Here is a 24,534-nt window from a genome sequence, read left to right as displayed (position 1 = left end):
GAAATCGATGGGATTTGAATGGACAGTTAGAGGGATCGGCTCAAGCCCCCTCCGCCACTTCTCCCGTCTCGGGCCGCAGCAGCGGAAAGGCAATGACATCGCGAATGCTGGGGGCATCGCACAGCAGCATTGTCAAGCGGTCGATCCCCACGCCCAGGCCACCTGTGGGGGGCAGGCCGTATTCCAAGGCGGTGAGAAAGTCTTCATCCAGAAAATGGGCCTCTTCATCGCCGGCTGCCTTCAGGGCTGCCTGGGCCTCCAGCCGCTGCCGCTGATCCACCGGATCGGTGAGCTCTGAGTAGGCGTTGGCCGTCTCCCGCCCCACGATGAACAGCTCAAAGCGCTCTGCCAACCCCGGTTTGCTGCGGTGAGGCTTGGTGAGGGGACACACCTCCAGGGGATAGTCCAGAACAAAGGTGGGCTGGCGCAGGTGGCTCTCACAGCAGTGCTCAAAGGCTTTGACCAGCAACTTGCCAGGGGAGTCCTGGGGTGAGAGATCGGGGATCCCTTGGGCGGCCAAGGCCGGCAAGAGCTCTTCAGGGCATCCCTTTTCCACATCGATGAAAATGCCAGTGGCCTCCTCCACCAGCTCCTGCATCGTCACCCGTCGCCAGGGAGGGGTGAGGTCGATGGCTTCCCCTTGGTAGGTGAGCTGCAGGGATCCCCGCACCGCCAGGGCGGCGTTGCAGACCAGGGTTTCCGTCAGCTCCATCATGGTGTGGTAGTCGGCGAAGGCTTGATAGGCCTCTAGAGAGGTGAACTCCGGGTTGTGGCGGGTGGAAATGCCTTCGTTGCGAAAGACCCGCCCAATTTCATAGACCCGCTCGATCCCGCCCACCACCAGCCGCTTCAGGTGCAGCTCGGTGGCAATGCGCAAGTAGAGATCCAGATCCAGGGCGTTGTGGTGGGTAACAAAAGGCCGCGCCTCCGCCCCGCCGGGGATCACCTGCAACACTGGCGTCTCAATTTCCACAAAACCTCGCTCTTCCAGAGTCTGCCGCAGGGAGCGGATGATCTGGGCGCGGTCGAGCAAGGTCTGCTTGACCTCAGGGTTGACGATGAGATCGACGTAGCGCTGGCGGTAGCGTTTCTCCACATCCCGCAGGCCGTGCCACTTGTCCGGCAGCGGCAACAGCGCCTTGGTTAGCACCTGGTACTCGTCCACCCGCACCGACAATTCCCCTTTTTCGGTGCGCTTCAGGCAGCCCTTGGCCCCCAGCCAATCGCCCACGTCGAGGAGCTTGTCCAAGTTCTTGAAGGCCAACTCCCCCATCTGCTTCGTCAGCCGTTGCTTCTCCAGGTAAAGCTGGATGGTGCCGGAGCGATCCTGAAGGGTAAAGAAAGCCAGCTTGCCCATGACCCGCCGCGCCCGGATCCGCCCGGCCACCGCCACCTGCACATCCTCCCGCTCGCCGCCGGGCTCTAGGTCGGCAAATTGCTCCTGCAGCTCGGCAGCCAGATGGGTAACAGGAAAAGAATAGGCATAGGGCGGGATCCCTTGTTCCCGCAGGTGTTGGGCTTTTTCCAGGCGGGCGGCCCGTTGGGCGGCTTCGCTGCTGCTGGGGAGAGTGGACATGGCGGTGGATAGGCAATGGACAATGGAAGCCCCGTTAGGGACGGGATTTTTCAGGCTGCCGGCGGTGCGATCGCGTTAGCGGGACGGAGTCCTTTGCCGTGGGAACGCAGCAGCTCCAAAAGGGCTTCGGCCCGTTGGCGTTCTGCCTCAGCGCGCTGTTGTTCCAGAGCAGCCTTTTCTTCGCCGGTGGGCAAAACCTGCCCCTCCCGATCACACCAGCGTAGCCATTCGGTATTCACGACCTCAAAGGATCGCTGCCAGAGGGTTAAGCCCAGCCCGATCGCGTTAGCGGGACGGAGTCCTTTCGCGTTAGCGGGACGGAGTCCTTTGTCCTCCAGCCATGTGGACGCGAAGGGGACAAACTCACCTCCCCGCCGCTGAAAAAGGGCCAGAGGGGATCCCTGCAGTTCCCTTAGTTGCCGCAAGGGAGAGGCTACGCCCGCTGTGCGATCGTAGACCGCGTAGTAGCTGACGCCGGCGCGGGCATAGTCTTTGCGTTTGCGGCCCAGCTGATACATTTACGCTGAACACTGCTGAACATCACTGTTCAACTATGCAGCGATAGCATTCTGTTTGTTTCCAACCAGAATGGCGGTATCCCGCAAAGCTTTGAGTAGAATACCCAAAGCGCAGTTTCCGTGTCGTCTTACTACCAATTTTCTGCTTTGCTTTGGCTACCATGTTGGCAGACTCGAAAGTAAACAGAAAGATCAACTGGTAGTAATCCGTACTGAACATATTATACATTATTTTCAGTATAGTTGAGCTTATTATTGACTAGAGTCATGCTCTTCCCCTTTGCGCTTGGAGACAATCTCAATGACCACATCCGGCGGCTTACCCATCTCCCAGACCAGGTAGGTGCGATCTTCCTTGCGCTCAAAGCTGGCGGGGGGAGCCACCTCCAGGCTGAGCGTCACATCGGGCATCAGGGGAGGCAGTTTGAGGGCAGAGAACAGGCCAATATTGGCTGTGGCCAAAAAGGGGATCAGCTCCCCCGTGTCTTCGGCCTTGGGCTGGAAGGAGGCGTAGAGAGCGCTGGTGAGCAGGCGCTGCAGCTTTTTGGAGAGAATGCTGTCCGCGGGCTCATCATCCTCGATGACCAGGTCACTAATATCCGGTGGCTCTGGCAGAGGAAATGCCGCCTCCGGCATCGAGGGCTGGACTGGGCTGGAGGGTGCGGAAACCATGCTCACCGGGATCCGTTGCTGGTGTTGCTAACTGAGGGCTGGGGTTTGACTCATGCTACTGAGCTGTTCGCGCAGCAGGCGTAACCTTTTTTGAGAGTAACAAAAGTCTTCGGGAAAGTGATGAAGGCACCACCAGAGCAGCCGACGATGTTCCTGCAGCAGGCGTAGCCTCTGGAGATAGGGCGCAGCAAAACCCGGCGACGGGATGAAGTGCAAGGGGATTTTCTTGGGCAACTGCCCTCATTCTGGGCTCTGGGAACCGGGCAGAGCCACGAGCAGAGCCTCCAGCACCCGCTGCACCCGGCTCAAGCGCAATCCATAATCTGACAAAACGGGACTGTTGGGAATGATGGCGTGGCGAAACCCCAGTTTGCTGGCTTCTTTCAAGCGCTGCTCCAATTGGGCCACCGGGCGCACCTGTCCTCCCAACCCCACTTCGCCGATCAAGACCGTCAAGGGATCCACCTGTCGATCCCGGAAGCTGGCGGCCACAGCCACTGCCACCCCTAAGTCGGCAGCTGGCTCGGCTACCTGAATGCCGCCGGCAGAGGCGATGTAAGCATCGTATTTGGAAAGCGGGATCCCCACCCGTTTTTCCAGCACGGCCAAGATCTGCAAAAAGCGGTTGATTTCAATGCCGGTGGAGGTGCGGCGGGGGGAGCTGTAGCTGGTGGGGCTGACTAGGGCCTGCACTTCCACCACCAAGGGGCGGGTGCCCTCGCAGGCAACGATGGTGGCTGTTCCGGGCATGGCCTGATCCCGGCTACTCAAAAAAAGCTGCGAGGGGTTCTCCACCTCCACCAAGCCAGAGGCGGTCATCTCAAAAACACCCATTTCCTGGGCTGCCCCAAAGCGGTTTTTGACGGCGCGCAATAGGCGGTGGCTTTGGAAGCGATCCCCCTCAAAGTACAAGACCGTGTCCACCAAATGCTCCAGCACCTTCGGCCCGGCCAGGGATCCGTCTTTGGTAACATGGCCTACAATCAGCAGAGCCACCCCCAGTTTTTTGGCCAGCCGCATTAACAGGCCGGTGCATTCCCGCACCTGGGAAACGGATCCCGGCGCCGAGGTGAGTTGCCCCCAGAAGATGGCTTGAATGCTGTCGATCACCGCCACCTGCGGTTGCAGAGCCTGGATCTCCGCCACGATGGCCTCCAGGTCGGTCTCGGCCAAGAGGTAGAGCTGCTCGCTTTCCACCCCCAGCCGCTCGGCGCGTAGCTTGATCTGCTGGGCTGATTCTTCCCCCGACACGTATAAGATGGGCCCGCTCTTGGCCAGGTGGGCAGCGCTCTGCAGCAGCAGGGTGCTCTTGCCAATGCCCGGATCCCCGCCAATCAACACCAGGGATCCCGGCACAATGCCACCTCCCAACACCCGGTCAAACTCGCCATAGCCGGAGGAGAGGCGAGGGTGGCGATCTGAGGAGACCTGGGAGAGGGGGAGGGCCGACCGGGGGATCCCATTGGCGCGGTTGGACCTAGGAGCGAGGGCTTGGGCCCGTGGGGACTTGGCCGCTGGGGCGACGACCACTTCCGTCAGGGTGTTCCAGGCGCCGCAATGGTCGCAGCGGCCCAAAAACTTGGCATAGCGCTCGCCGCACTGGCTGCACTCCCAGACGGTTTTGGCCTTGGCCATAGCCGGGGACTCCTAGGCCTGGGGAGCAGCGGCGACAGGGAGGGGCACCTCCGGCAAGACCAGGGATCCGCACTGGGCGTGGTGGCGCAGCAGATGGTCGCAGAGGACCAGGGCCACCATCGCCTCCACCATCGGCACTGCCCGCGGCAAGACACAGGGATCGTGGCGTCCCCGCGCCGCCAAAACCGTCTCTTGCCCATTGAGGGTGACGGTGTTTTGAGGCTGGCGAATGGTGGCAGTGGGCTTAAAGGCTACCCGCAGGACGATGTCTTCGCCGTTGCTGATGCCCCCCTGGATGCCGCCGGAGCGGTTGCTGCGGGTGCGCCAGCCGCCGGGGGTCATGTAAAACTCGTCGTTGTGCTGCTTGCCCGTCAGGTAGGTGCCGGCAAACCCCGAGCCAATCTCAAACCCCTTGCTGGCTGGCAGGGACATCACCGCCTTGGCCAAGTCGGCCTCCAGCTTGTCAAACACCGGGGATCCCAGCCCGCGCGGCACCCGGCGGGCTACACACTCCACCACTCCCCCCAGCGAATCCCCTTCCCGCGCCGCCTCCTCAATTTTTTGGATCATGGCCGCCGCCGCTTGGGGATCGGGGCAGCGGACGATGTTGGCCTCCACCTGCTCTGCAGTTACCGAGCTGGGATCCACCTGGGCTTCCACGTCTTTTACCCGCTGCACGTAGGCCAGGATCTCCACCCCTGCCGCTAGGCGCAGGATCTTCTTGGCAATGGCCCCGGCAGCCACCCGGCCAATGGTTTCTCGCGCTGAGGCCCGTCCGCCCCCCTGCCAGTTGCGGATGCCGTACTTGGCCTGGTAGGTGGCATCGGCATGGGAAGGGCGGAAGGTGGTGGCCATCTCCTGGTAGTCCTGGGGGCGGGCATCCTGGTTGCGCACCAGGATGTGGATGGGGGTGCCCAGCGTAAAGCCCTGAAAAACCCCGGAGAGGATCTGGCAGCGATCCGCTTCCTGGCGGGGCGTCGTGATGGGGCTCTGGCCAGGACGCCGCCGATCCAGCTCTGCCTGAATGTCGGCCTCGCTCAAGGGCAGCCGCGGCGGGCAGCCATCCACCACCACCCCCACCGCCCCCCCGTGGGACTCGCCATAGGTGGTCACGCAAAACAGGACACCGAAGGAGTTGCCGTTGGCCATGGGATCCCCAAGCAAGAAGCCGTTACTCGCAGGCGGCTGGGAGAGACTGTTTTCTATTCTGCACTAGGGGAGTGGCGGGCAGTGCGGTGCAGCTGGCGGCAGCCGGCAATTCCCCGCAACACCAGGTGGGGATCCCAGCGCAGCTCTGGGTCAAGCGGGCCCAAGTGAGGGTGGAGCCACTTCCCATCCCCGCCGGTCAGCAGCAGGGGGCCTTGGGGAAAGCGGCGACGCCAGTCGGCAATGAACTCGCGCAAGCCAGCCAAGAGGGTGTGGAGGATGCCGCTGCGGATGGCAGCCACGGTGTCGTTGGCCCAGCGAGGGGGCAAGGGATCCTGCGGATCCCACTGCACTTTGGGCAGCAGGGCTGTGTGATCAGCCAACGCCTGCGCCTGCAACCCCAGGCCGGGCAAGATGGCCCCTCCCACCAGGGATCCTTCAGAGTCAGCTCCTGTGAGGGTCAGGGCAGTACCCGCGTCGATGACCAAACAGGGCCAGCCGTAGTGGATCCCAGCAGCCCACAGGGCCAAAGCCCGATCCAGCCCCAGCCCTGGGTAGGGATCCCGCAGCGGCACCTGCGATAGCTCCAATCGATGCACCCAGGGCGATGCTGGCGGCAGGGGGGCAGAGCCCACAGGAGCCAGCCACAGCTCTGTCTGCTGCGGCCAGGACAAGGGCTGGTGAGCAGGAAACCGCTCCACCTTCACCAGGGTCTCCTCCACAAACCAACCCCAGCGCACGTGAGTGTTGCCCAGCACGGCTGCCAGCCATTCACGACAGCGGTGCGAAGCGCTGAGATCTGCCCCCTCCTCAAAACTCATGCAGCAGCTCTGCCTCCACGCGAAACAGCTCCACCGGCTGGTCGGCAGGGATCCCGGCCAACCTCTTGGCAGTGGCGAGCTGCCATTCCGTCGTCAAAGCCTCTCCCGGCAGCAACACCGCTCCCCGGGTTCCAGAGCGGACAAATAGGCCCATGCGGGTGGGATCCACCTGCTCCACAGCGGCAAAAGGACTCCGTCCCGCCGACGCAATGGGCACCACCCGCCGCACAATGGCTACCTGAATGGAGGCCGACTCCAGCTCCCCGGGTTGCAGAGGTACGTAGCGCCAATCGCGGGTGACTGCCCCCACCGCCGCCCGGATGGTGGCCCTGACCAGGTCCTCGCCGCTGGGATCCAAGCTGCCCCAGCAGCCACGGGGCCGACCCTCTGTACTCACCGTTACAAAAACCCCCGCAGAGCGCCGCCAGTGGGGCGGGATCTCCTCTGGAGGTGGCAGCACCTGGCCGGTGGCGAAGTAGTAGGCAATGGCCTGACGCGCCAGCGCCGGCAGGGTGTCAGGGAGAGGTTGTCGCCGGCTGGGAGAGGGGATCCCTTCTGAATCGGACTCCGTCCCGCCAGTGCGATCCCGTAAGCGGTGCGAGGCACCCATGGACTCCGGCGGAGGAACAGGGGCAGTTGTCTCAGAAGGCTGCGGCAGGGATCCCGTCCACAAGCCCAGCCCCGCAGCCAGGAGCAGGCCGATCGCGTTAGCGGGACGGAGTCCAATCGCGTTAGCGGGACGGAGTCCAATCGCGTTAGCGGGACGGAGTCCTTGAAGACCCAGCAATCGAACCGTGAAGTGAACTCGGCAGGTGAACACCCAAGAGAATCCCGTTGGTGGTCACAACAACCGTACTCTAAAAGCTACGTCCCCGCTGCTGCAAATACTTGAAAACGGTGTTTAGATCCTTGTCGCCGCGCCCAGAACAGTTGACCACCACCCGCTGCTGAGGGCCGATCGCGTTAGCGGGACGGAGTCCTTGCTGCGGGGCCAGGGTTTTCAGATAGGCCAGAGCGTGGGCTGTCTCCAGGGCGGGGATGATCCCCTCCAGGCGCGACAGCAGCAGCAGCGCTTCCACCGCTTCGTCGTCAGTAACCGCGTAGTACTCGGCCCGCCCGATTTCTTTTAGGTAGCTGTGCTCGGGCCCTACACCGGGGTAATCCAAGCCGGCGCTGATGGAGTGGGCCTCCTGCACCTGCCCTTCTTCATCCTGCAGTAGGTAGCTCATGGCTCCATGCAGGACTCCAATCCGACCGCGGTTGAGGGTGGCAGCGTGGCGGGGCGTGTGCAGCCCTTCTCCGGCGGCTTCGATGCCGATCAGTCGCACCTGGGGATCCCGGACAAACTCGTTAAACAGGCCCAGGGCGTTGGATCCACCCCCCACACAGGCCAGCAACACATCCGGCAGCCCTCCCCATTTTTCCTGGCACTGCTGCCGCGTCTCCTGGCCAATGACATCGTGAAAGGCCCGCACCAGCTTCGGGTAAGGGTGGGGCCCCGCCACCGTGCCGATGACGTAGTGGGTGGTCTCCACGTTGGTTACCCAGTCGCGGATGGCCTCGGAGAGGGCGTCTTTGAGGGTGCGCGTGCCCGATTCCACTCCCCGCACCTCAGCGCCCAAAAGGCGCATCCGCTGCACATTGGGGGCCTGCCGCTCCATATCCAGCGCCCCCATGTAGATGACGCATTCTAGGCCAAAGCGGGCGCACACGGTTGCCGTGGCCACCCCATGTTGGCCGGCGCCAGTCTCGGCAATGATCCGCCGCTTGCCCATGCGCACCGCCAGCAGCACTTGGCCAAGGGCGTTGTTGATCTTGTGGGCGCCGGTGTGGTTGAGATCTTCCCGTTTGAGGTAGATCTGCGGGCCGCCGTAGTATTCGGTTAGCCGCTGGGCAAAGTAGAGGGGGCTGGGCCGCCCAACAAAATCCCGCAGCAGGCTGTGAAACTCGGCGCGAAAATCGGGATCCCGCCAGTGATGCTCAAAGGCTTCCTCCAGCTCCGTTAGGGCGCTCATCAGGGTTTCCGGCACAAACCGACCCCCAAACGGCCCAAACCGCCCCTGGGGATCCGGACGCACTTGAGGGTCGAGAGGATCCAAAACACGAGGGGGAGAAGCAAGAGGAGCTGAGGTCATGGCAAAATCCGTCCGGGCCTTGCAGCCTGCAATAAGAGATTGAGACGAGCTTTCCCATTCTACAGAAGTTGGGAACTCGAGAAGGGGGGGTGGCCAACCTCTCCTCTCTTTTCCTGCCGTTCTCCCCCAACAGGGATCCCGAACAATTGTCTTTGAACAGGGGGCTTCCAAGGATTTTTAAGATGAGGCCGTCAGGTTTGGGTGGCCTATGGACGAACATCTACAAGAGTTGCTGCGGCAAGAAGATCAAAAAAGAGCGGATGCAGAAATTCGTCGTACCTATGCCCTTTCTCAAAAGTCTCAGGGGGTGGCGATCTTTTTGTCCATTCTGCTTGCTTTTGCAGCCTACATTTACACGCGGCGGTGGAAAGCTCTGATGATCTTTCTGGGGTGGTGTCTCTTCATCGGCGTGTTGTTTAGCGACGAAGAAGGAGAGGTTTCTCTCCCTGGGCTGTTTCTGGCCTCCACCTGGGCAGCAGTAGACAACTGCGGCGCTATCCAGCGGGCAAGAGAAGAAATTGAACGGCTGCGCTCCGGCCAAAACCCTGATGTTGATCGGCAAACTTAAACTTGGTCGACAAAACAAAATAGTGGCCCAAAAATCGGTATTTTATTTCAAACTCTCGAAAAAGATGCTATACCTACTATTTCAAGTGGCACCCAGATACAAGCGGCGCAACCGACCCATTCTCAACGGCAGTGAAACTTGGATTCCTATTCCCTTTGTCTTTTGGGAAAGAGCTTGGACAAACCAAATTCTGTCCCCCTAGGAGAGGGGCTGGAGGTGAGAGAGCTTAGGATAGCTACAGATTAGAGCAATCAAAACCATGAAGTCTGCTGCTCGCCTAGCTTGTCTGCTTGCCGGACTGATCCTAGGAGCGGGGATCCCCGTCATTGCTCCCGCCCCCGCCCTTCCCGTTGCCCAAGCCGGTTTCCGGCCCTATCTCAATGCCCGCTTTGGCTACCGCATCGACTACCCGGCAGACTTCATTCCGCAAGGGGAATCGGACAACGGCGATGGCCAAGTGTTTCTCGGTCAAGACGGGGCTGAGCTGCGCGTTTGGGGTGGGTACAACATTTTTCAAGCAACGCCCGCCAGCGCCCTGCAGGAAGAACTTCGCCGCAGCCGGGAAAACCAGCGCCAGGTTACTTACCAAGCTGTTGGCCGGGATTTCTTTGTGGTCTCCGGCTACGAGCCCGTTCGTGTCAGCGGTGCGGAGCCCTTTGGCCAGCGGATTTTCTATCTCAAAACAGTTGTCCGCCCTTCGCTGCAAGCTGGCTTTGAGTTCGTGTACCCGGCCAGCCGGCGCGAGCGCTATGACCGAGATGTGGAAGCTATAGCCCGTTCCCTGCGCCTTGCCGATCCCTGAGCTAGACCCAAGTTGGGGCATGATCGTAGGGATCCCTGGCAAAAACGATGGTGAAGAAACCTCTGGATGATTGCCTGCTGGAGCGGATGCGGGTTGTTGGCCTGTCTTCTTGGCGCGCTTTACAGGCCCAAGCGGGGATCAGCCGCCGCGCCCTTGATCAGGTGCGCCGAGGGAAGTGGGGATCCCTGCGCCTGGAGCAACTGCAAAAGTTGGCTGCCGCTCTGCAGTGGGATTTGGGATCCCTGCTGCGCCTCAACGGGAATGACAAAATGGAATCCACCGATTCATCAGAAGTCCTCTTCTCTCTGCTGCAGCCGTTGCTGACCAGCTACCCCACTGTCCGCCAGATTGCCCAGCGCAAGCCCGATTGGCCGGCCCAAAACGTGACAGCTCTGTTTCGCTCCTTAGACGCTCTGCTGCAGCGCTGGGGGTATGAGCCCATCGGCAACCCCCTGGAGTCCGTCCCCTTTGATCCGCAACTGCATCAACCGGATCAGCTGGATATTCAAAAGGGGGATCCCGTTTACATTCGCTTTGTCGGCTACCGCCGCGGTGACCACATCCTCTGCCCAGCCAAAGTCAGCCGTTCCCTGCCTGGAGGATTGAGCTGATGGCACCTGCCCCCAAAGCGACCCTAGCCATTGATTTTGGCACCAGCAACACGGTGGTGGCAGTTTGGGATCCCGCCCAAGCAGTGCCCCGTCTCCTCACTCTTCCCGGCCTCTCTCGCCCAGACCACTCGGCTATTCCCAGCTTGGTCTACGTGAAGGGAAAAGGCCAGCTCCTGGTGGGGGAAACCGTGCGCGCCGGTCGGTGGGGGGCAGTGGATCCGCAACGGCTGTTTCAGGGGTTTAAGCGGGACTTGGTGGCGGAGTTTGTCCCTCCGCCGCGAGTTCTAGATGGAGAGCGCTACGACGCCGAGAGGGTGGCCCAAGCTTTTTTGCAGACGGTGATGGAAGCTGTCCCGAAAGAACACCTGCAGCCGCAACAGCTGGTGTTCACCGCCCCTGTCGGCTCTTTTGAGCGCTACCTCAATTGGCTGCGGGGAGTGGCCAGTGCCTGTGGCTGGGATCCCGTTCAAATTGTCGATGAAGCCACGGCAGCAGCCCTGGGCTATGCGGTTGGCCAGCCGGGATCCCTAGTGCTGGTGGTGGATTTCGGCGGCGGTACCTTGGATCTCAGCTTGGTGCGCACCCTCGCTCCCCAAGCGGGTAGCCCTGTCCTCAAAGCGGAGGTGATCGCCAAGGCCGATGCCTATGTGGGCGGGGTGGACATCGACATTTGGATTGCCGACTACCTACTGCAGCAACTGGGGCTAAGCCGACAGCAAATTGGAGCTCTGGGCTGGCTCAACCTCCTGGAGCAGGCGGAACAGCTCAAGATCGCCCTTTCCACTCAGATGGAAGCGGTGGGCAGTTGGTTTGACGACGAAGCCCTCACTGCCTATGAGTTGAAGTTAAGCCGGCAGGAGCTGGAAGAGATCCTGGAAGCTCGTCAGCTTTTGGATCAAATCCGCCAGTGCCTAGACGACGTTCTTCTCACCGCCCAGGCGAGGGGATTGGGCAAGAACCAAATTGAGCAGGTGCTCTTGGTAGGAGGCAGCTCCCAACTGCCAGCAGTTCAAGAGCTGCTGCGCTCCTACTTCGGCAAAAAGAAAGTGCGCTGCGAACGCCCCTTCGATGCTGTGGCCCTGGGCGCCCTGCAGGTGGGCCGCCAGGTGAAGCTGGAGGATCGCCTGCACCACAGCTATGCCCTCCGCCTCTGGGATCCCTTGCAAAAAGGTTACATCTACTACCCCCTCTTCGAGCAGGGCAGCCCTTACCCTTGTCGGCGGACGGAGCCTCTGATTTTGCAGGTGGCCAATGACGGACAAACGGAGATTCGCCTGGAGGTGGGCGAAGTGGCCCAGGTGGCCCAATCGGAGGTGGTTTACGACGAGCTGGGGCGCATGAGCAGCCGGCAGCTCACCCGGCAAACCGATTTCCGATCCCTAGCTCCTCTTGGATCCCCAACCGTTCGCGCTACTTCGACGGAGTCATCACCAATTTGTCTGGCCCGTTTGCAGCCCCCTGGCCGCGTGGGAGAGGATCGCCTTCGCGTCGAATTTGCCATTGATAGCTCGCGGCGCTTGTTGGTCACCATCACCGACCTGCAAACTCAGGCGCTCTTGGCAGAGGCCCAGCCTGTAGCCACCTTGAGTTAAGAGACGAAAGTAGAGAGAAGAGAGCGTCTTCACTGCAACGGAAGACAAAGAAAGCAATGTAAAGGGCACGACATGGCCACGATTCCCAACTCTCATCTCCCCTTGTGAGAGAGGGGTCGGGGGCTTGAGGAGAGTAGAGAGCGGTTGCGCCGACGGCGTGGGGTCTCAGGGGAAGGATCTCAATCATTGATATTGTTGATATTGATTATTGATTGAGAATGGCTGCATATCCAGTGATCTCTGTAGCGACTTGATGAATAATCTGAGCGATGGGATATGAATCTGATTTGCGTTTAACTACACTTCTTCTCTTGAGCTACCTTGGGAACAAATCTTGCTCTTGTCACCACCGCCCCATTTTGCCCGTCCTCCCCTCGACTTTATTCCGCCCGCCTATAGCGCCTGGGTGCTACGGCTCGTCCACGGGATCCTGCCCCTGCTCTTGCGGGTGAGGGTGCGGCGCTGGCTTCCTTCCGGCATTGCCAAAATCGAGGCCACAGGGGCGGAGATCTTGGCGCGGCTCTACCACCAGTTCCAGGAGGGTCAAATTCGCCTAGTCCTGGCTTTCCGACATGTGGAGGTGGATGACCCGCTGGTGGGCCTGTACGTTCTATCTCGCCTGGTGCCCGAAGCCGCCCGTCGACAAGGGATCCGCCTTCGAGAACCCCTTCACGCCCATTTTCTCTACGACCGGGGCATGCCCCTCTGGGGAGGGGAATGGCTGGGGTGGCTGTTGTCTCGCCTGGGCGGGATCCCTATACGCCGCGGTCGGAGGGTGGATCGGGTGGCGCTAAAGGCGGCCCGGCAACTGCTCCTGGATGGGCAATTTCCCTTTGCAATCGCCCCAGAAGGAGCCACCAACGGCCACAGCGAACGGATCAATCCCCTGGAACCGGGAATGGCTCAGCTGTGCTTTTGGTGCGCCGAGGACCTGGCCAAAGCTGGTCGCTCAGAGACCGTCATTTTGCTGCCCATTGGCATTCGGTACTACTACACGGATCCCTCCTGGACGAAGCTGGAGCGCCTGCTGGCGCGCCTTGAGCACCTGAGTGGGTTGACGCCTCCGAAGCCAGAGCCAAGATCCTCCAGGAGCCCCAACCTTCGCTACACCCAGCGGATCTGCCGCCTAGCCCAGCATCTCCTGGGACAACTGGAAGCCTTCTACGACCTACCTCCTTTTGTCTCCGAAAGAGATGATAAAGAGCCACCGCTAGAGCAGAGGCTAGCCCCTGGCCACTTCAACGCTCGCCTGGGGGGGCTGCTCCACAAAGCTCTGGAAACTGCGGAGACCTACTTCGGCCTATCTCCCCAGGGGGATTGGAACAGCCGTTGCCGCCGCATTGAAGAAGTCGCCTGGATCCAGATTTACCGAGAAGAATTGCGGCATCCTGGATCCCTGTCTCCCCTGCAGCGGGGGTTGCTCGACTGGAAAGCCCACCAGGCAACGCTCTACCTGCAGCACATGCGCTTGGTGGAAAGCTGTGTAGCCGTCCAGGAAGAGTATTTGCTGAGCAAACCCTCTTTTGAGCGGCTGGCAGAAACTGCCCTCATTCTATTTGATGTGCTGGCCCGCCTTCGAGGGGAATCCTACCCAGCCCGCCCTCGCCTAGGCTGGCGGGGGGTTCACGTGACCGTCGGGGATCCCATCTCCGTTAGCGAGCGGTTAGAGCGGTATTGCCGAGGCCGCCAGGAAGCCAAACGGGCGGTGACCGAGCTAACTCAGGATGTTTTTTCTTTCCAATTTCTTTCTTTTTCTTCCAATTTCTAGGGATCCCCCAAAGGGGGAACCAGCTTAGGTGAGAAGCCTGGCACTACTGCCGAGAGACTGCTGAAAGATAAACCACCTTCCCATCATAGAACAGAGCTGAGCCTTGGTCGCCCCGCTGGGACTCTGCTCGGTACTCCCAGCAGCAATAGGAACTCACTGTGGTTTTCCACAACCAGGTGAGGTACTGCTCCGGCCTCGCTCACCTCGGTGATGGTTGCTTCCTTGGTTTGCAGTTCTGGAAGGCGATAGGCAACTTCCTGCTCCCCCTGAGAAAAGAGAGGGAAAACCTGGAAACTGCCCTCTTGAATGGGATCGCCTATACGCAGGGTTGGAAAGTTAAGGCTGGCCATCGACTCCTCCTTCTTAAAACTTAAAAGGGTGTTGCGGAAGCTGCCCTTCCCCTTGTTGGCTTGGGATCAGCTTGCTGAATCCTGCTCCACTCTAAAATCTTTTGGGAATGCTCCCTTCCTAAAAAAAAGAGGTGAGGGGACAGCCTTCGCCTTTCGGGACTCTGGTAGCGCGGATGGAAATCATCCTGACCAAAAGAGAGGGATCCCTTTTTTGGGATCCCTGCCTCAATATCTGGGGTTGATCCCTAGCCTGAAATAATTGAAATTAATCAGCACTAGTGAGTATCAAAGCACTCCGGGACTAGTCCCGCTCAATGTACAAAAAAAGCACTGCCATGCCTACCGCAGGAAGCAGCCAACCAACAATGGGGATAAAAATCCAAGGAAGATAAGCAGCAGCGTAAGAACCGGTCATGATTTTGCTCCTCTCAAGTGATGTGACAAACTTGACAACTAATTCACCAACCCTCGAAAGATGGCGTCGATCCCGGCAAAGTTCTCCAGCAGGAAGTAGGCAGCAAACACTCCACCCATACCTCCCAAGAAAAATCCTGCCGTCAGATCCCCCCAACCCCGAGCTGTAGCCAGAGGAGCGGCCCCCGGTGTTTCCGGCTTGTTTCCGAAGGTAACGCTGCCATAGGCCGACATGCAGGCGGTTCCCAGCAGCACAATCGCCATCGCCGTAACCAGCCCGCCTAAGTTAGCTGCCTCAGGGTAATCCCGCAGCGGCCCCAGCACAATTTCTGGCCCTACCAAGAAATAGCCATGGGCCAGCCCAATTTCCAGCCCCCGCAACAGCGGCGATAAGCCAGGACGGTTGATGGGGAGATTGTTGATAAACAGACGGGTGACAGGAGAATCGCTGATGGGCGTCGAAAGATGCCCCTCGCAGGGATCGTCGTTAAAGGTGCGAATGTAATCCATGTCCGAATGTCCTGCCTGGAATTTTGCGATTCATTCTACGGGGCCTAAGTTACCCTCTCGGCAACCACCACCCGGATCGTTAAAAAAGTTCATGCTCGCTTAACACAGAGATAGCTCTTCTAATTGAGACATAAGTTTGAGACATTCCCTCGCAGAACCTGTCCTCAGCAATTCGCGCTCTTGCCCATGATCCCTGACCTGCTAACGCGAACTTCACCCTCTCCAGGGGGAGAAGAGAGAAGTCCAGATTCACCGCCTGGTTGTAACCAGTGGTGAGGAATAGCGGCAGCTTTTTCGGACTGTGTATTGAGTATTATGTGTATTGAGTATTAAGTTGAGTATTAAGGTCTGCAATGAAGTGGGATCCCTGCTGGGCAAGGGATCGATATTGCGCTGTGGTAGGTAGCCCCGAAAAAAGTGGTAGATACACTGGCCATGGGTCAACAAAGCCTAACTGAATTCGGCTAGGTCGTAAAAACCATGGGACCCTTTACCCCTACCTATTGGGGGCTACTACCAGACCGAAAACCTCAAACCTACAGACTAGAGCCTAGGCCCACATAGGAGCCATAGAAAAAGAGCCCAACTACCGTGATCACACCCAAACCGGCAACCACAGCCACTATCCACAAAGGGATCCTTGCTTGACTGGTCATAGCAACTGGTCTCCAAAAAAGACAGAACTAGCAGCAATTACATTCTCAGTAAACTTAGCAAAGGGGAGCAAGGGCTAGCCAAAAGCCAGCATTGTCCCCTGCGCTCTTTCCCAACTCCAAGAGCAGAGTGGGATCCTGGCCTCAGTTGAGAAAGTAGCTGGAGAACAACAGCCCAACCACAAACACCAGCAGCAAACCCAGGTAAAGGGAAGTGCGGTTTAGCTCCACCGGTTGGGAGTTGGGATTCCTTTCGGGTTGATCAGCCATTGGGTTCACCGTTGAATAAACTGCATTGCAGCAATAGCTCCCAAGAAGAAAACAGTTGGGATCGCCAAGGTATGTACCGCCAGCCAACGGACGGTAAAAACAGGGTAAAAAACGGGTTCATCAGATTTAGTGGCCATAGATATCACCCTACGCAAAAAGCTCAATCAACTTACAAATTGCAACAACGAATAGTCCACTTACCCACGGGCACTCCTAGCGAGTCAGCCTCTCCAGCTCCTCCAGAGCATTGAAGCGATCGCTAACGATCGGCAACTCCTGGCGCTCTGCCGTGAAATACTCATTGGGGCGCGGGGTGCCAAAAATATCATAGGCCAGGCCAGTGCTCACAAAAAGCCAGCCTGCCAAAAACAAAGCGGGAATGGTCAGGGCGTGAATAACCCAGTAGCGGACACTGGTAATGATATCGACAAAAGGTCGCTCTCCGGTGCTGCCAGCCATGAAACTCCTCCCTAGGGTAGGGGCAAAAGTGCTTTCTGAACTTTCTGAGTCTATAACACAATGATAAGGATTTGGATGCACAACTACAAGTTACGAGACCCTTGCTTAGGCCCTTTGCTGTCAAGCCGGATCCCGTCTTGCATAGGTAAAATCTCCTAAGGGATCCCTGCGGCGAACCTTCTTAGCCGAGTTTTCAGAATCTCACTGCCAAAGGGCGCAATCCCAAGGGGCATCGAGGGCTTGAGGATGGGGCGGAAGTTTGAGATAAGCTGACCCTGAGGGGATGTTGTTGGAACAGGAGTGACAGCTATGCGGTGCTCGTGGCCCCTAGCTCTGAGCTTGTGTTGGACGCTGGGCTGGTCGGGTGTCAGCTTGCCGGCTTGGTCCCAAGGGGTGGAGCAGCAAGCCTCGCTGGCCTGGACCGACCCCTACGTGGCGGCTCTGGAACGTCAGACGGATGTGGTGATCACCCAAGAACCCCTGTCAGCCACCCTGACCCGTCTGGAATTGGCCCAGTGGCTGACGGAGTTTTTCGGCTACATTCCCAATCCCAACCAGGTGCAGGAGATTCGCGACCTGGAGCCCAACACCCCCGACTATTGGACTGCCCAAGCCGTGCTGCAGGCGGGGGCCATGCGCCTATACGAGGGCAACGAGTTTCGCCCGCAAGGGGATATCACCCACCTGGAAGCCCTGGCCATTTTGGTGCGGGCTCTGCAATTGCCTGCTCCCACCCAGGCCGACATTGAGCGCTGGATGGCTCTGTACACCGATGCGGCTGATGTGCCGGAGGTAGGGCGGGCTTTTGTGGCCATGGCAGGCGAAGCGGGGCTGCTGGTGAATGTGCCGGATCCAGCTCGTCTTCAGCCCAATCGCGTGCTGAGGCGAGCAGAAGGGGCGGTGTTGTTGCATCAGGCCCTGGTGTATCGCGGTCAGCTTCCGCCCTTGCCACCCCCTGTGGCCCAGTTGCGTCCCTCCCCAGCCCGGGTGGCCGAGACTGTCCAACCCGAAATCTTCCAAACGCGGATCACTCCCGAGGGAGGAAGTGTTCCTGCAGGGGGAACCTTGACCATTGAAGCGCAGGCCACTCCCAACGGCAGGGCTACGGTTGATATCGGCGGCGTGGTTCAGGGTCTGCCGATGCAGGAGGTGCAGCCCGGCTACTACCGCGCAGTTTATAGCCTTGGTCCTCAGGATGCCGTCTTTGGCCCCGACATCAGTATTCAGTTGACCCTCAATGGCGTCAGTACCCGCGTTCAACGGCGGCTACCTCAACTGGCCTTGGGCAATGTTGCTCCTCCGCCAGTGGAATCAGTATTTCCGCCCCCAGCTCCTCTGCCGCAGCCAGCCCCTCTGACTGCAGCCAGCAATCGCTATCCGCGCATTGAGGCCATTCGCTTGGATCCCCAGCGCGACTTGGTGGAAGGGGACATTCTCACCATTGCCATTTGGGGGGAATCTGGAGGGATCGCCCAGTTTGATCTGGGGAATCTGGCCCTGAACCAGCCGATGCGGGAGGTACGACCCAACCACTACGAAGGCACCTACGTGGTAGCCCCCACCCACCAGGCCAACAATCCCACCTTGAGGATTGTGCTCACCAAGGACGGCCTCAGCCAGGAACATCGGGAGATTTTTCCTTTTTCCATCGATGGCTCCAGAGGAACCCGCTCCACCATTCAGCCGGTTTCCGCACCCGTCGCCACGGGACTGCCCCAGATTTTCAGTGTCACCACCAACAGCACCAATCTGCGCATGGGAGAAATTCTCAAAGTCACCATGCGAGGGGATCCGGGGGGGCGGGCTGCTTTTCGGATTGTTGGGGTAACGCCGGAAGTCGAAATGCGGGAGGTGGCGCCGGGCCTATACGAAACCCAGCAGCAGTTGCCCTTCAACATGCAGCCGGTCAACAACGGCATCATCGAGGTGATTTTGCAAAGAGGGGGCCAAAAGACCACCCAAACCAGCCCCTCGCCCATTACCATCGCCCCTTAGCTAGGATCCCCGAGAAGGCTAAACTGCTGCCTCAAAGGGATCGGCGCTGCGCTGGATCTGGGTAGAGAGCTTGGGGATTACCTGCAGGTTGAACTGTTGCTCGAAGACTTTTTTCTTCTCGTTTAAGCTCCACAACTCTAGGGCACAGTCGTCCTTGGGATGCCTGGGATCCAAAATCAACTCCATGCGGCGGGGGCCTTCTCCCAGGAGCTGAAAACGGCAGTGCAGGGCTTGAATGGCCTGCAGGCGGCGGCGATCCAAAGCACAGGCTATGCGCAGCAGGGGGCTCAGTTCCAGCACCACTTGGCGATCCCGCTCGTCGCTGAGGCGCTGGAAGTTCTCGTGCTTCTTCTTGGGGGGCGACTTGCGGTGGTAGCGGGCCAAGTTGGCGATCACCTCCACCTCTTCTTCGTTGAAGCCCAAGAGTTCTCCATGGCGGATCAGGTAGTAGGAGTGCTTGTGGTGGGCGGCATGGCTGATGAAGTGGCCGCAGTTGTGCAGCATGGCCGCCGCCCAGAGGAGAGCCCGCTCCCGGGATCCCCAACCATGCAACAGGCCGCGGGTCTGGTCGAAGAGGCTGAGGGCAAATTCGGCCACCCGTTCGGCATAGGGCAGCTCCACCTGATATTTTTCCGCCAGCTTGAGCACACTGCGCCGCCGCACCGAGCTGTGGTAGCGCAGCCGATCCTCAATCAAGCCTTGGCCGATCATCCAATCCACGATCAGCCCTTCCCGCAGAGCCCGTTCGCAAAATTGAACCCGCTCTACCCCCAGCAGGCTCATCACTTCCTCTAGGATCAGGGCGCCGGCCAGGATGATCTCCCCCCGTCTTTCCCCTAGGCCGGGAAGTTTTTGCCGTTCGGCCACCGTCAGGGATCGCAGCTCTTTGATGTAGCCGCGCAGGGCTTCCAGGCTGAACTCATACCCCTGCAGGCGATGGGGGAGAGCGCCCAACCGACGGCGGGCATCCAACTGGGCCAGGCACTCGACGGTGCCAGAGGTGCCCACCAAAGGCAGGGATCCCTGTTGTTGTGAAGAGGCAAGGATCCGCTTCATCTGCTCGATGGGGGATTCCAGCATGCCGCGGATGTGCTGGCGCAGGGCTTGCAGTTCGGCAGAAGTGGGCGGGTCGTGGTGCAAAAAAGCCTGGGTTAGACGCACAGCTCCCACCTTGATGCTGCGCAGAAACTCCGGCTCTTGGCCATTGCCCAAGATCAGCTCGGTGGAGCCGCCACCAATATCCACCACTGCGTGCAGCCGGTTGTGGAACTCCATCGCCGAGAGCACCCCCAGGTAGATGCGGCGGGCCTCTTCCTGCCCCGAGATCAACTCCACCCGCAGGCCCAGCTCCCGTTCAATCCGCTTCAAAAACTCCGGCCCATTGGGGGCCTCGCGCACAGCACTGGTGGCCACGGCAACAATATCCTGCACCTGAAAGCTCTCAGCAATGCGGCAAAACCGCTCCAGAGCCGTCCGGGCCCGCTCCATAGCTGCAGGCGTGAGGGCGCCCGTCTGGCTGCAAAACTCCCCCAGCCGCACGGTGGCTTTTTCGCGGGAGATGATGGTGAAGCTGGGGATACGGGGATTGATGCGCACCACCACCATGTGGAGAGAGTTGCTGCCCACATCGATGGCCGCCAGAACGGGGGCCGCCCAAGATTCAGAACGAGAAGCCGGGCTGGTTTCGGAAACTGGGGAAGCAGAGGTGACAGAGCGTTCCGTGAAGTCGGTGCGCGAAGAGATCATGGCTCGGGTAAGGGGGTCAACCCCTTTAGGATACTGTGTACTTTCCCCCCTTGTTCCGGGCCGAGTCGTGAGGTGAGGTTCGCGGTTGACTCGGCAAACAGGGGAATTGATTAGCTGGGGATCCCTGCCGTTCTCGCCCCAGCCTAAGATAGGGACATGGATATCCATTTCTTCACTGTTCTTTCTTTGTTGTCGAAGCAGGTTCCGATGTCTCAGCCAGCCGAATCACCTCAGAAGGCCAACAGCACCCTCAAACTGCTGCGCACTCACGAGTCTCCCAAACTGGAGCGCATCCGCCACACCACTTCCCATGTCCTGGCTATGGCGGTGCAAAAGCTGTTTCCCAAGGCCCAGGTGACCATCGGCCCCACAACCGACTACGGCTTCTACTACGATTTTGACCATCCCGAGCCCTTCACGCCGGAAGATCTGGATCGCATCAAAAAAGAGATGCAGGCAATCATCAAAAAGGGCCTGCCGGTGATCCGCGAGGAGGTGAGCCGTGAAGAGGCCAGGCGCCGCATCGAAGCCCTCGGAGAACCCTACAAGCTGGAGATCTTAGACAGCATTCCCGAAGGGGAGGTCATCAGCATTTACCACTTGGGGAATGAATGGTGGGATCTCTGTGCCGGTCCCCACGTGGAAAACACCCAAGAGCTCAACCCCAAAGCTTTCGATCTGCTCAGCGTGGCCGGCGCCTATTGGCGGGGGGACGAGACCAAGCCGCAGCTCCAACGCATCTACGGTACCGCCTGGGAGACCCCAGAGGAGCTGAAGGAATACAAGCGGCGGCTGGAAGAAGCCAAACGGCGGGATCACCGCAAGCTGGGCAAAGAACTGGGTCTCTTCCTGTTTTCCGATGAAGTGGGTCCGGGCTTGCCCCTTTGGACTCCGAAAGGAACTACCCTACGCTGGGTGCTGGAGGATTTTCTCAAGCAGGAGCAGCTCAAGCGGGGCTACCTGCCGGTGGTTACCCCTCATATTGCCCGTGTGGACTTGTTCAAGATCTCCGGCCACTGGCAAAAGTATCGGGAAGATATGTTTCCCATGATGTCAGAGAATGAGCAGGCGCGTGCGGCTGAACAGGGCTTTGTCATGAAGCCGATGAATTGTCCTTTTCACATCCAAATCTACAAATCCGAGCTGAGATCCTACCGCGATTTGCCCCTACGATATGCCGAGTTCGGCACCGTTTATCGCTACGAGCAATCGGGGGAATTGGGAGGTCTGACGCGAGTGCGTGGCTTCACGGTGGACGATGCCCATTTGTTTGTTCGCCCCGATCAATTGGAGGAGGAGTTTCTCAAGGTTGTCGATCTCATTTTGGTGGTTTTCGATAAGCTCAAGCTCAAGGATTTTCGCGCCCGCCTCAGCTTCCGGGATCCCAAGTCGGACAAATATCTGGGATCCCCCGAAGATTGGGACAAAGCCGAAAATGCCATCCGTCGCGCTGTGGAGAAGTTGTCGATGCCCCACTTTGAAGGGATCGGAGAGGCAGCCTTCTATGGGCCGAAGCTGGATTTTATTTTCCGCGACGCGCTGGATCGGGAGTGGCAACTGGGCACGGTGCAGGTGGATTACCAAAACCCACAGCGCTTTGATCTGCAATACGTAGCTGAGGACGGATCCCGGCAGCGTCCGGTGATGATTCACCGTGCTCCCTTTGGCTCGCTGGAGCGGCTGATTGGGATCCTCATCGAAGAATACGCTGGGGATTTTCCCTTCTGGCTGGCCCCGGAACAGGTGCGCATTTTGCCCGTTTCCGATCAGTATTTGGGCTATGCCACCCAAGTGCGGGATCAGCTGCGAGAGCAGGGGATCCGCGTTCACATCGATGCCGACAGCGATCGTTTGCCCAAAAAAATCCGCAATGCCGAGAAGGCCCGGATCCCTTTTATGTTGATCGTGGGAGAACAGGAACAAACGGCAGGAACGGTGAGCGTACGCCAGCGTCATGGGCAAGAGCTGGGATCCCTGACGGTGGCAGATTTCCTAGCCCAGCTACAGGCACTTGACTAGCTTGGGCATTCGGGATCCCTGGCTTGCGGCAACTGGGTTTTCAGAACTTGAGGATCCCAGGTTCTGAGGATCTCAAGAAAGAGCTTGAGTTTCCCTTTCTCAAGGGAAGCCAAGGGGGCTAATTGAAAAATCAGGATTTGGCCGACAACCCACCATGTTCTCTAGGGATTTTCTGGAGAGGATCCTGCAACGCTTTAGGAGCTGACGGCTAAATCGATCTGTCGCCGAATGGATTGGCCGTTACTTTGGTGAATTGATTGATAGTTACTTTGAATTGCAGTGAAATAGCCTGTCGATCTAAGCTCCTCATCTCCCGCTCTGCGATTGTAGATAACAGCACTATGAATTGTAGCTTTTACTACAGTATTAGCTTCTCTATTGGAGATAGGCTTTTGTGCATTCAAAGTCTGACCGCAGAGTGATGACTCAAGGATAGGATCCCATGCCCAAAACGCTGTTTAAAGTTGACCTGACTAAGCCAATGGATCAACAGGATCTACCGGGTCACAACCGCTGGCATCCTGATATTCCCGCTGTGGTTTCTGTAAACCCTGGCGAGGTATTCCGAATTGAGTGTAAAGACTGGACGGATGGGCAAATCAAAAACAACGATGATCCTTCCGACATTGAGCAGGTTGACCTAAGCGTTGTCCATGTTTTGAGTGGGCCTATTTGGGTTAACGGCGCCCAGCCTGGAGATATCCTGGTTGTCGATCTGTTAGACATTGGGCCACTGCCGGGAGACGAGTGGGGGTTTACAGGTATTTTTGCCAAAGAAAATGGAGGGGGATTCCTCACCGATCATTTTCCCAACGCGGCCAAAGCCATCTGGGATTTTCAAGGCATTTACACCACTTCCAGACACATTCCCCATGTGCGCTTTGCCGGCATCATTCACCCCGGCCTCATTGGCTGTGCCCCATCTCACGAGTTGCTGGCGGCTTGGAATAAGCGGGAAGCTGAGCTGGTCGCTTCGGCTCCCGATTTGCGCACTTACGGCGCGGGGCTATCCGGCAATCAGCCTGTGCTGGCCGCCTTGCCCAATCCCAAGAACGCAATTTTGGGAACTTTGCCCAAGTCAGAGTATGAGCGGGTTGCTGCTGAAGCGGCTCGGACGGTGCCCCCGCGAGAGCACGGCGGTAATTGCGATATTAAAAACCTGTCTAAAGGAACACGGATCTACTTCCCGGTTTACGTGGAGGGTGCCAAGCTGTCGATGGGAGATATTCACTTCTCGCAAGGGGATGGGGAGATCTCTTTTTGTGGCGCTATTGAGATGTCGGGCTACATCGATCTCCACGTCGATCTAATCAAGGGTGGTGTTGAGAAGTACGGATTGGTTAACCCCATTTTTAAGCCCGGCCCTGTTGAGCCACGTTACTCGGAATACCTTGTGTTTGAGGGCATTTCTGTGGACGAGCTTACAGGTAAGCAGCATTATATGGATGTTCACATTGCCTATCGACGCGCCTGCTTAAATGCCATCGAATATCTGAAAAAATTCGGCTTTACGGGAGAACAAGCTTATCTGCTGCTCAGTTCTGCACCGGTGGAGGGCAGAGTGAGTGGGATCGTCGATATTCCCAATGCTTGCTGTACGGTGGCTGTTCCTACGCAAATCTTCGACATAGATATTCTCCCTAGGTGAATGTTATCCGATGCCTCGTTCAAGGGGGTGGAATAGGAAGATGCCGCTGTATGAGTTTAAGTGTCAAACCTGTGGGGAGTTTGAGGTATGGCGGCCCTTATCTCAATATCGAGATCCGGCCTATTGTCCTTCTTGCAATCAGGAAGGGAAACGTCTCATTTCAGTTCCCATGGTTCAGCTTTCCAGCTCTTTGCCTATTTCAAAGGGGGGAAGAGAACCCAAACTGATCAAGCGTGAACAGCACTCAAATTCTGATCCAAACTCGCCAAAATATCGCTCCCAATCCTGTGGGCGACCTTGGATGTTGCACCATTAGTTATTAGACATAGTTGTTTCAGGCTAGGGTAAGACGCCTGGGCTATTGAAAAAAGCCTTCTGGCCCCGTGCATTATTGCTCCGCAGCGCTATTGCTATGCCTACGGCACCCTGACGGGAACCGCAACGCTGACGCGACGATGCGACGACGTAACGACGTGACCAACGTTTTAGGTGTGGGTGCAGTGTCCCAGTTTGAATCGAAATGACCATAGTGCTTAGAAAAAGAGAGACTCTCACAATACCCCCAGAAATGCTTTCCTCTGGCATGGCAGTTCACAACCTATGCTGGAAAAGGCGTTCAAGAAGCA

The 24,534-nt window shown here is 58.5% G+C and carries 25 protein-coding genes and 1 pseudogene; 9 read left to right on the top strand and 17 right to left on the bottom strand.

Translation table 11 applies throughout. From position 1 onward, the window contains the following. Positions 1 to 40: 40 nt before the first annotated feature. The 9 genes and pseudogenes from lysS to trpB all read right to left on the bottom strand — a co-directional run bounded on the left by lysS (position 41) and on the right by trpB (position 8,503). On the bottom strand, positions 41 to 1,576 hold the full coding sequence (gene lysS, locus ACVWXZ_RS08725; protein WP_457403481.1) for a lysine--tRNA ligase: 1,536 nt from the start codon (positions 1,574 to 1,576) through the stop codon (positions 41 to 43). Positions 1,577 to 1,626: 50 nt separating this feature from the next. Beyond that, positions 1,627 to 2,094: a hypothetical protein gene (locus ACVWXZ_RS08720; protein WP_457403479.1), complete on the bottom strand. Its 468-nt coding sequence runs from the start codon at positions 2,092 to 2,094 to the stop codon at positions 1,627 to 1,629. A 33-nt stretch (positions 2,095 to 2,127) separates the two neighbouring features. Continuing rightward, positions 2,128 to 2,311 (bottom strand): annotated as a pseudogene (locus tag ACVWXZ_RS08715) (hypothetical protein); the annotation flags it as partial. A gap of 35 nt (positions 2,312 to 2,346) precedes the next feature. Continuing rightward, entirely contained in the window at positions 2,347 to 2,766 is a 420-nt protein-coding gene (locus ACVWXZ_RS08710) for a hypothetical protein (RefSeq protein ID WP_457403477.1), read from the bottom strand. Positions 2,767 to 3,006: 240 nt separating this feature from the next. Beyond that, positions 3,007 to 4,401, bottom strand: a complete 1,395-nt coding sequence (gene radA, locus ACVWXZ_RS08705; RefSeq protein ID WP_457403476.1) for a DNA repair protein RadA — start codon at positions 4,399 to 4,401, stop codon at positions 3,007 to 3,009. A gap of 12 nt (positions 4,402 to 4,413) precedes the next feature. Further along, on the bottom strand, positions 4,414 to 5,550 hold the full coding sequence (aroC, locus tag ACVWXZ_RS08700; RefSeq protein WP_414351901.1) for a chorismate synthase: 1,137 nt from the start codon (positions 5,548 to 5,550) through the stop codon (positions 4,414 to 4,416). Positions 5,551 to 5,603: 53 nt separating this feature from the next. After that, positions 5,604 to 6,368: a pantothenate kinase gene (locus ACVWXZ_RS08695; RefSeq protein WP_457396222.1), complete on the bottom strand. Its 765-nt coding sequence runs from the start codon at positions 6,366 to 6,368 to the stop codon at positions 5,604 to 5,606. Beyond that, positions 6,358 to 6,978, bottom strand: coding sequence for an AMMECR1 domain-containing protein (locus ACVWXZ_RS08690; RefSeq protein ID WP_414407326.1), 621 nt, complete (start codon positions 6,976 to 6,978; stop codon positions 6,358 to 6,360). Before ACVWXZ_RS08690 ends, ACVWXZ_RS08695 begins: the two co-directional genes overlap by 11 nt. A 247-nt stretch (positions 6,979 to 7,225) precedes the next feature. Next, entirely contained in the window at positions 7,226 to 8,503 is a 1,278-nt protein-coding gene (trpB, locus tag ACVWXZ_RS08685; protein WP_457403475.1) for a tryptophan synthase subunit beta, read from the bottom strand. 208 nt (positions 8,504 to 8,711) lie between these two features. Between trpB and ACVWXZ_RS08680 the strand changes: the two genes are divergently transcribed. From ACVWXZ_RS08680 to ACVWXZ_RS08660, 5 genes are all read left to right on the top strand, one after another. Continuing rightward, positions 8,712 to 9,071, top strand: coding sequence for a hypothetical protein (locus ACVWXZ_RS08680; protein ID WP_457403474.1), 360 nt, complete (start codon positions 8,712 to 8,714; stop codon positions 9,069 to 9,071). A gap of 259 nt (positions 9,072 to 9,330) precedes the next feature. Then, complete coding sequence (locus ACVWXZ_RS08675; protein WP_414351906.1) at positions 9,331 to 9,873, top strand: hypothetical protein; 543 nt, start codon at positions 9,331 to 9,333, stop codon at positions 9,871 to 9,873. A gap of 47 nt (positions 9,874 to 9,920) precedes the next feature. After that, entirely contained in the window at positions 9,921 to 10,484 is a 564-nt protein-coding gene (locus ACVWXZ_RS08670; protein ID WP_457394672.1) for a helix-turn-helix domain-containing protein, read from the top strand. Next, complete coding sequence (locus ACVWXZ_RS08665; RefSeq protein WP_457482403.1) at positions 10,484 to 12,076, top strand: Hsp70 family protein; 1,593 nt, start codon at positions 10,484 to 10,486, stop codon at positions 12,074 to 12,076. Before ACVWXZ_RS08670 ends, ACVWXZ_RS08665 begins: the two co-directional genes overlap by 1 nt. A 340-nt stretch (positions 12,077 to 12,416) precedes the next feature. Next, on the top strand, positions 12,417 to 13,844 hold the full coding sequence (locus tag ACVWXZ_RS08660) for a 1-acyl-sn-glycerol-3-phosphate acyltransferase (protein ID WP_457482402.1): 1,428 nt from the start codon (positions 12,417 to 12,419) through the stop codon (positions 13,842 to 13,844). Between the two features lie 83 nt (positions 13,845 to 13,927). On the opposite strand, the gene ACVWXZ_RS08655 is transcribed toward ACVWXZ_RS08660, so the two are convergent. The 7 genes from ACVWXZ_RS08655 to psbE form a co-directional block, all read right to left on the bottom strand. Beyond that, a complete protein-coding gene (locus tag ACVWXZ_RS08655; RefSeq protein WP_457396232.1) occupies positions 13,928 to 14,194 on the bottom strand; it encodes an ARPP-1 family domain-containing protein in 267 nt (88 codons plus the stop codon). Positions 14,195 to 14,495: 301 nt separating this feature from the next. Continuing rightward, positions 14,496 to 14,609, bottom strand: a complete 114-nt coding sequence (locus tag ACVWXZ_RS08650; RefSeq protein WP_011433114.1) for a photosystem I reaction center subunit VIII — start codon at positions 14,607 to 14,609, stop codon at positions 14,496 to 14,498. A gap of 38 nt (positions 14,610 to 14,647) precedes the next feature. Continuing rightward, entirely contained in the window at positions 14,648 to 15,118 is a 471-nt protein-coding gene (locus tag ACVWXZ_RS08645; protein WP_011433113.1) for a photosystem I reaction center protein subunit XI, read from the bottom strand. A gap of 536 nt (positions 15,119 to 15,654) precedes the next feature. Beyond that, positions 15,655 to 15,774 carry a photosystem II reaction center protein J gene (locus tag ACVWXZ_RS08640; protein WP_011433112.1) on the bottom strand — a complete coding sequence of 40 codons (120 nt, stop codon included), beginning with the start codon at positions 15,772 to 15,774 and terminating at the stop codon, positions 15,655 to 15,657. A gap of 141 nt (positions 15,775 to 15,915) precedes the next feature. Continuing rightward, complete coding sequence (locus ACVWXZ_RS08635; RefSeq protein ID WP_011433111.1) at positions 15,916 to 16,041, bottom strand: photosystem II reaction center protein L; 126 nt, start codon at positions 16,039 to 16,041, stop codon at positions 15,916 to 15,918. A gap of 5 nt (positions 16,042 to 16,046) precedes the next feature. Further along, positions 16,047 to 16,178 (bottom strand): cytochrome b559 subunit beta, encoded by a 132-nt coding sequence (gene psbF / locus ACVWXZ_RS08630; RefSeq protein ID WP_011433110.1) that lies wholly within the window; start codon positions 16,176 to 16,178, stop codon positions 16,047 to 16,049. A 76-nt stretch (positions 16,179 to 16,254) separates the two neighbouring features. Beyond that, positions 16,255 to 16,500, bottom strand: coding sequence for a cytochrome b559 subunit alpha (gene psbE, locus ACVWXZ_RS08625; RefSeq protein WP_011433109.1), 246 nt, complete (start codon positions 16,498 to 16,500; stop codon positions 16,255 to 16,257). Positions 16,501 to 16,809: 309 nt separating this feature from the next. Here psbE and ACVWXZ_RS08620 point away from each other — a divergent pair, with 309 nt between their 5' ends. Continuing rightward, positions 16,810 to 18,495, top strand: a complete 1,686-nt coding sequence (locus tag ACVWXZ_RS08620) for an S-layer homology domain-containing protein (RefSeq protein WP_414408682.1) — start codon at positions 16,810 to 16,812, stop codon at positions 18,493 to 18,495. 18 nt (positions 18,496 to 18,513) lie between these two features. Here the strand turns inward: ACVWXZ_RS08620 and ACVWXZ_RS08615 are convergent, their stop codons facing one another. After that, the gene (locus ACVWXZ_RS08615; protein WP_457482401.1) at positions 18,514 to 20,241 is read right to left on the bottom strand and encodes a Ppx/GppA phosphatase family protein; all 1,728 of its coding nucleotides are present in this window, start codon (positions 20,239 to 20,241) and stop codon (positions 18,514 to 18,516) included. A gap of 207 nt (positions 20,242 to 20,448) precedes the next feature. Between ACVWXZ_RS08615 and thrS the strand changes: the two genes are divergently transcribed. The 3 genes from thrS to ACVWXZ_RS08600 all read left to right on the top strand — a co-directional run bounded on the left by thrS (position 20,449) and on the right by ACVWXZ_RS08600 (position 24,224). Continuing rightward, complete coding sequence (gene thrS, locus ACVWXZ_RS08610) at positions 20,449 to 22,260, top strand: threonine--tRNA ligase (RefSeq protein ID WP_457482400.1); 1,812 nt, start codon at positions 20,449 to 20,451, stop codon at positions 22,258 to 22,260. 442 nt (positions 22,261 to 22,702) lie between these two features. After that, positions 22,703 to 23,908 carry a formamidase gene (gene fmdA, locus ACVWXZ_RS08605; RefSeq protein WP_414341590.1) on the top strand — a complete coding sequence of 402 codons (1,206 nt, stop codon included), beginning with the start codon at positions 22,703 to 22,705 and terminating at the stop codon, positions 23,906 to 23,908. A gap of 10 nt (positions 23,909 to 23,918) precedes the next feature. Beyond that, positions 23,919 to 24,224 (top strand): FmdB family zinc ribbon protein, encoded by a 306-nt coding sequence (locus ACVWXZ_RS08600; protein WP_414341588.1) that lies wholly within the window; start codon positions 23,919 to 23,921, stop codon positions 24,222 to 24,224. Positions 24,225 to 24,534 lie beyond the last annotated feature (310 nt).

The sequence above is a fragment of the Thermostichus sp. MS-CIW-38 genome, from assembly GCF_054058415.1.
Note: the sequence above shows the minus strand (reverse complement) of the source record. Positions and strands in the feature narration are given on the sequence as shown.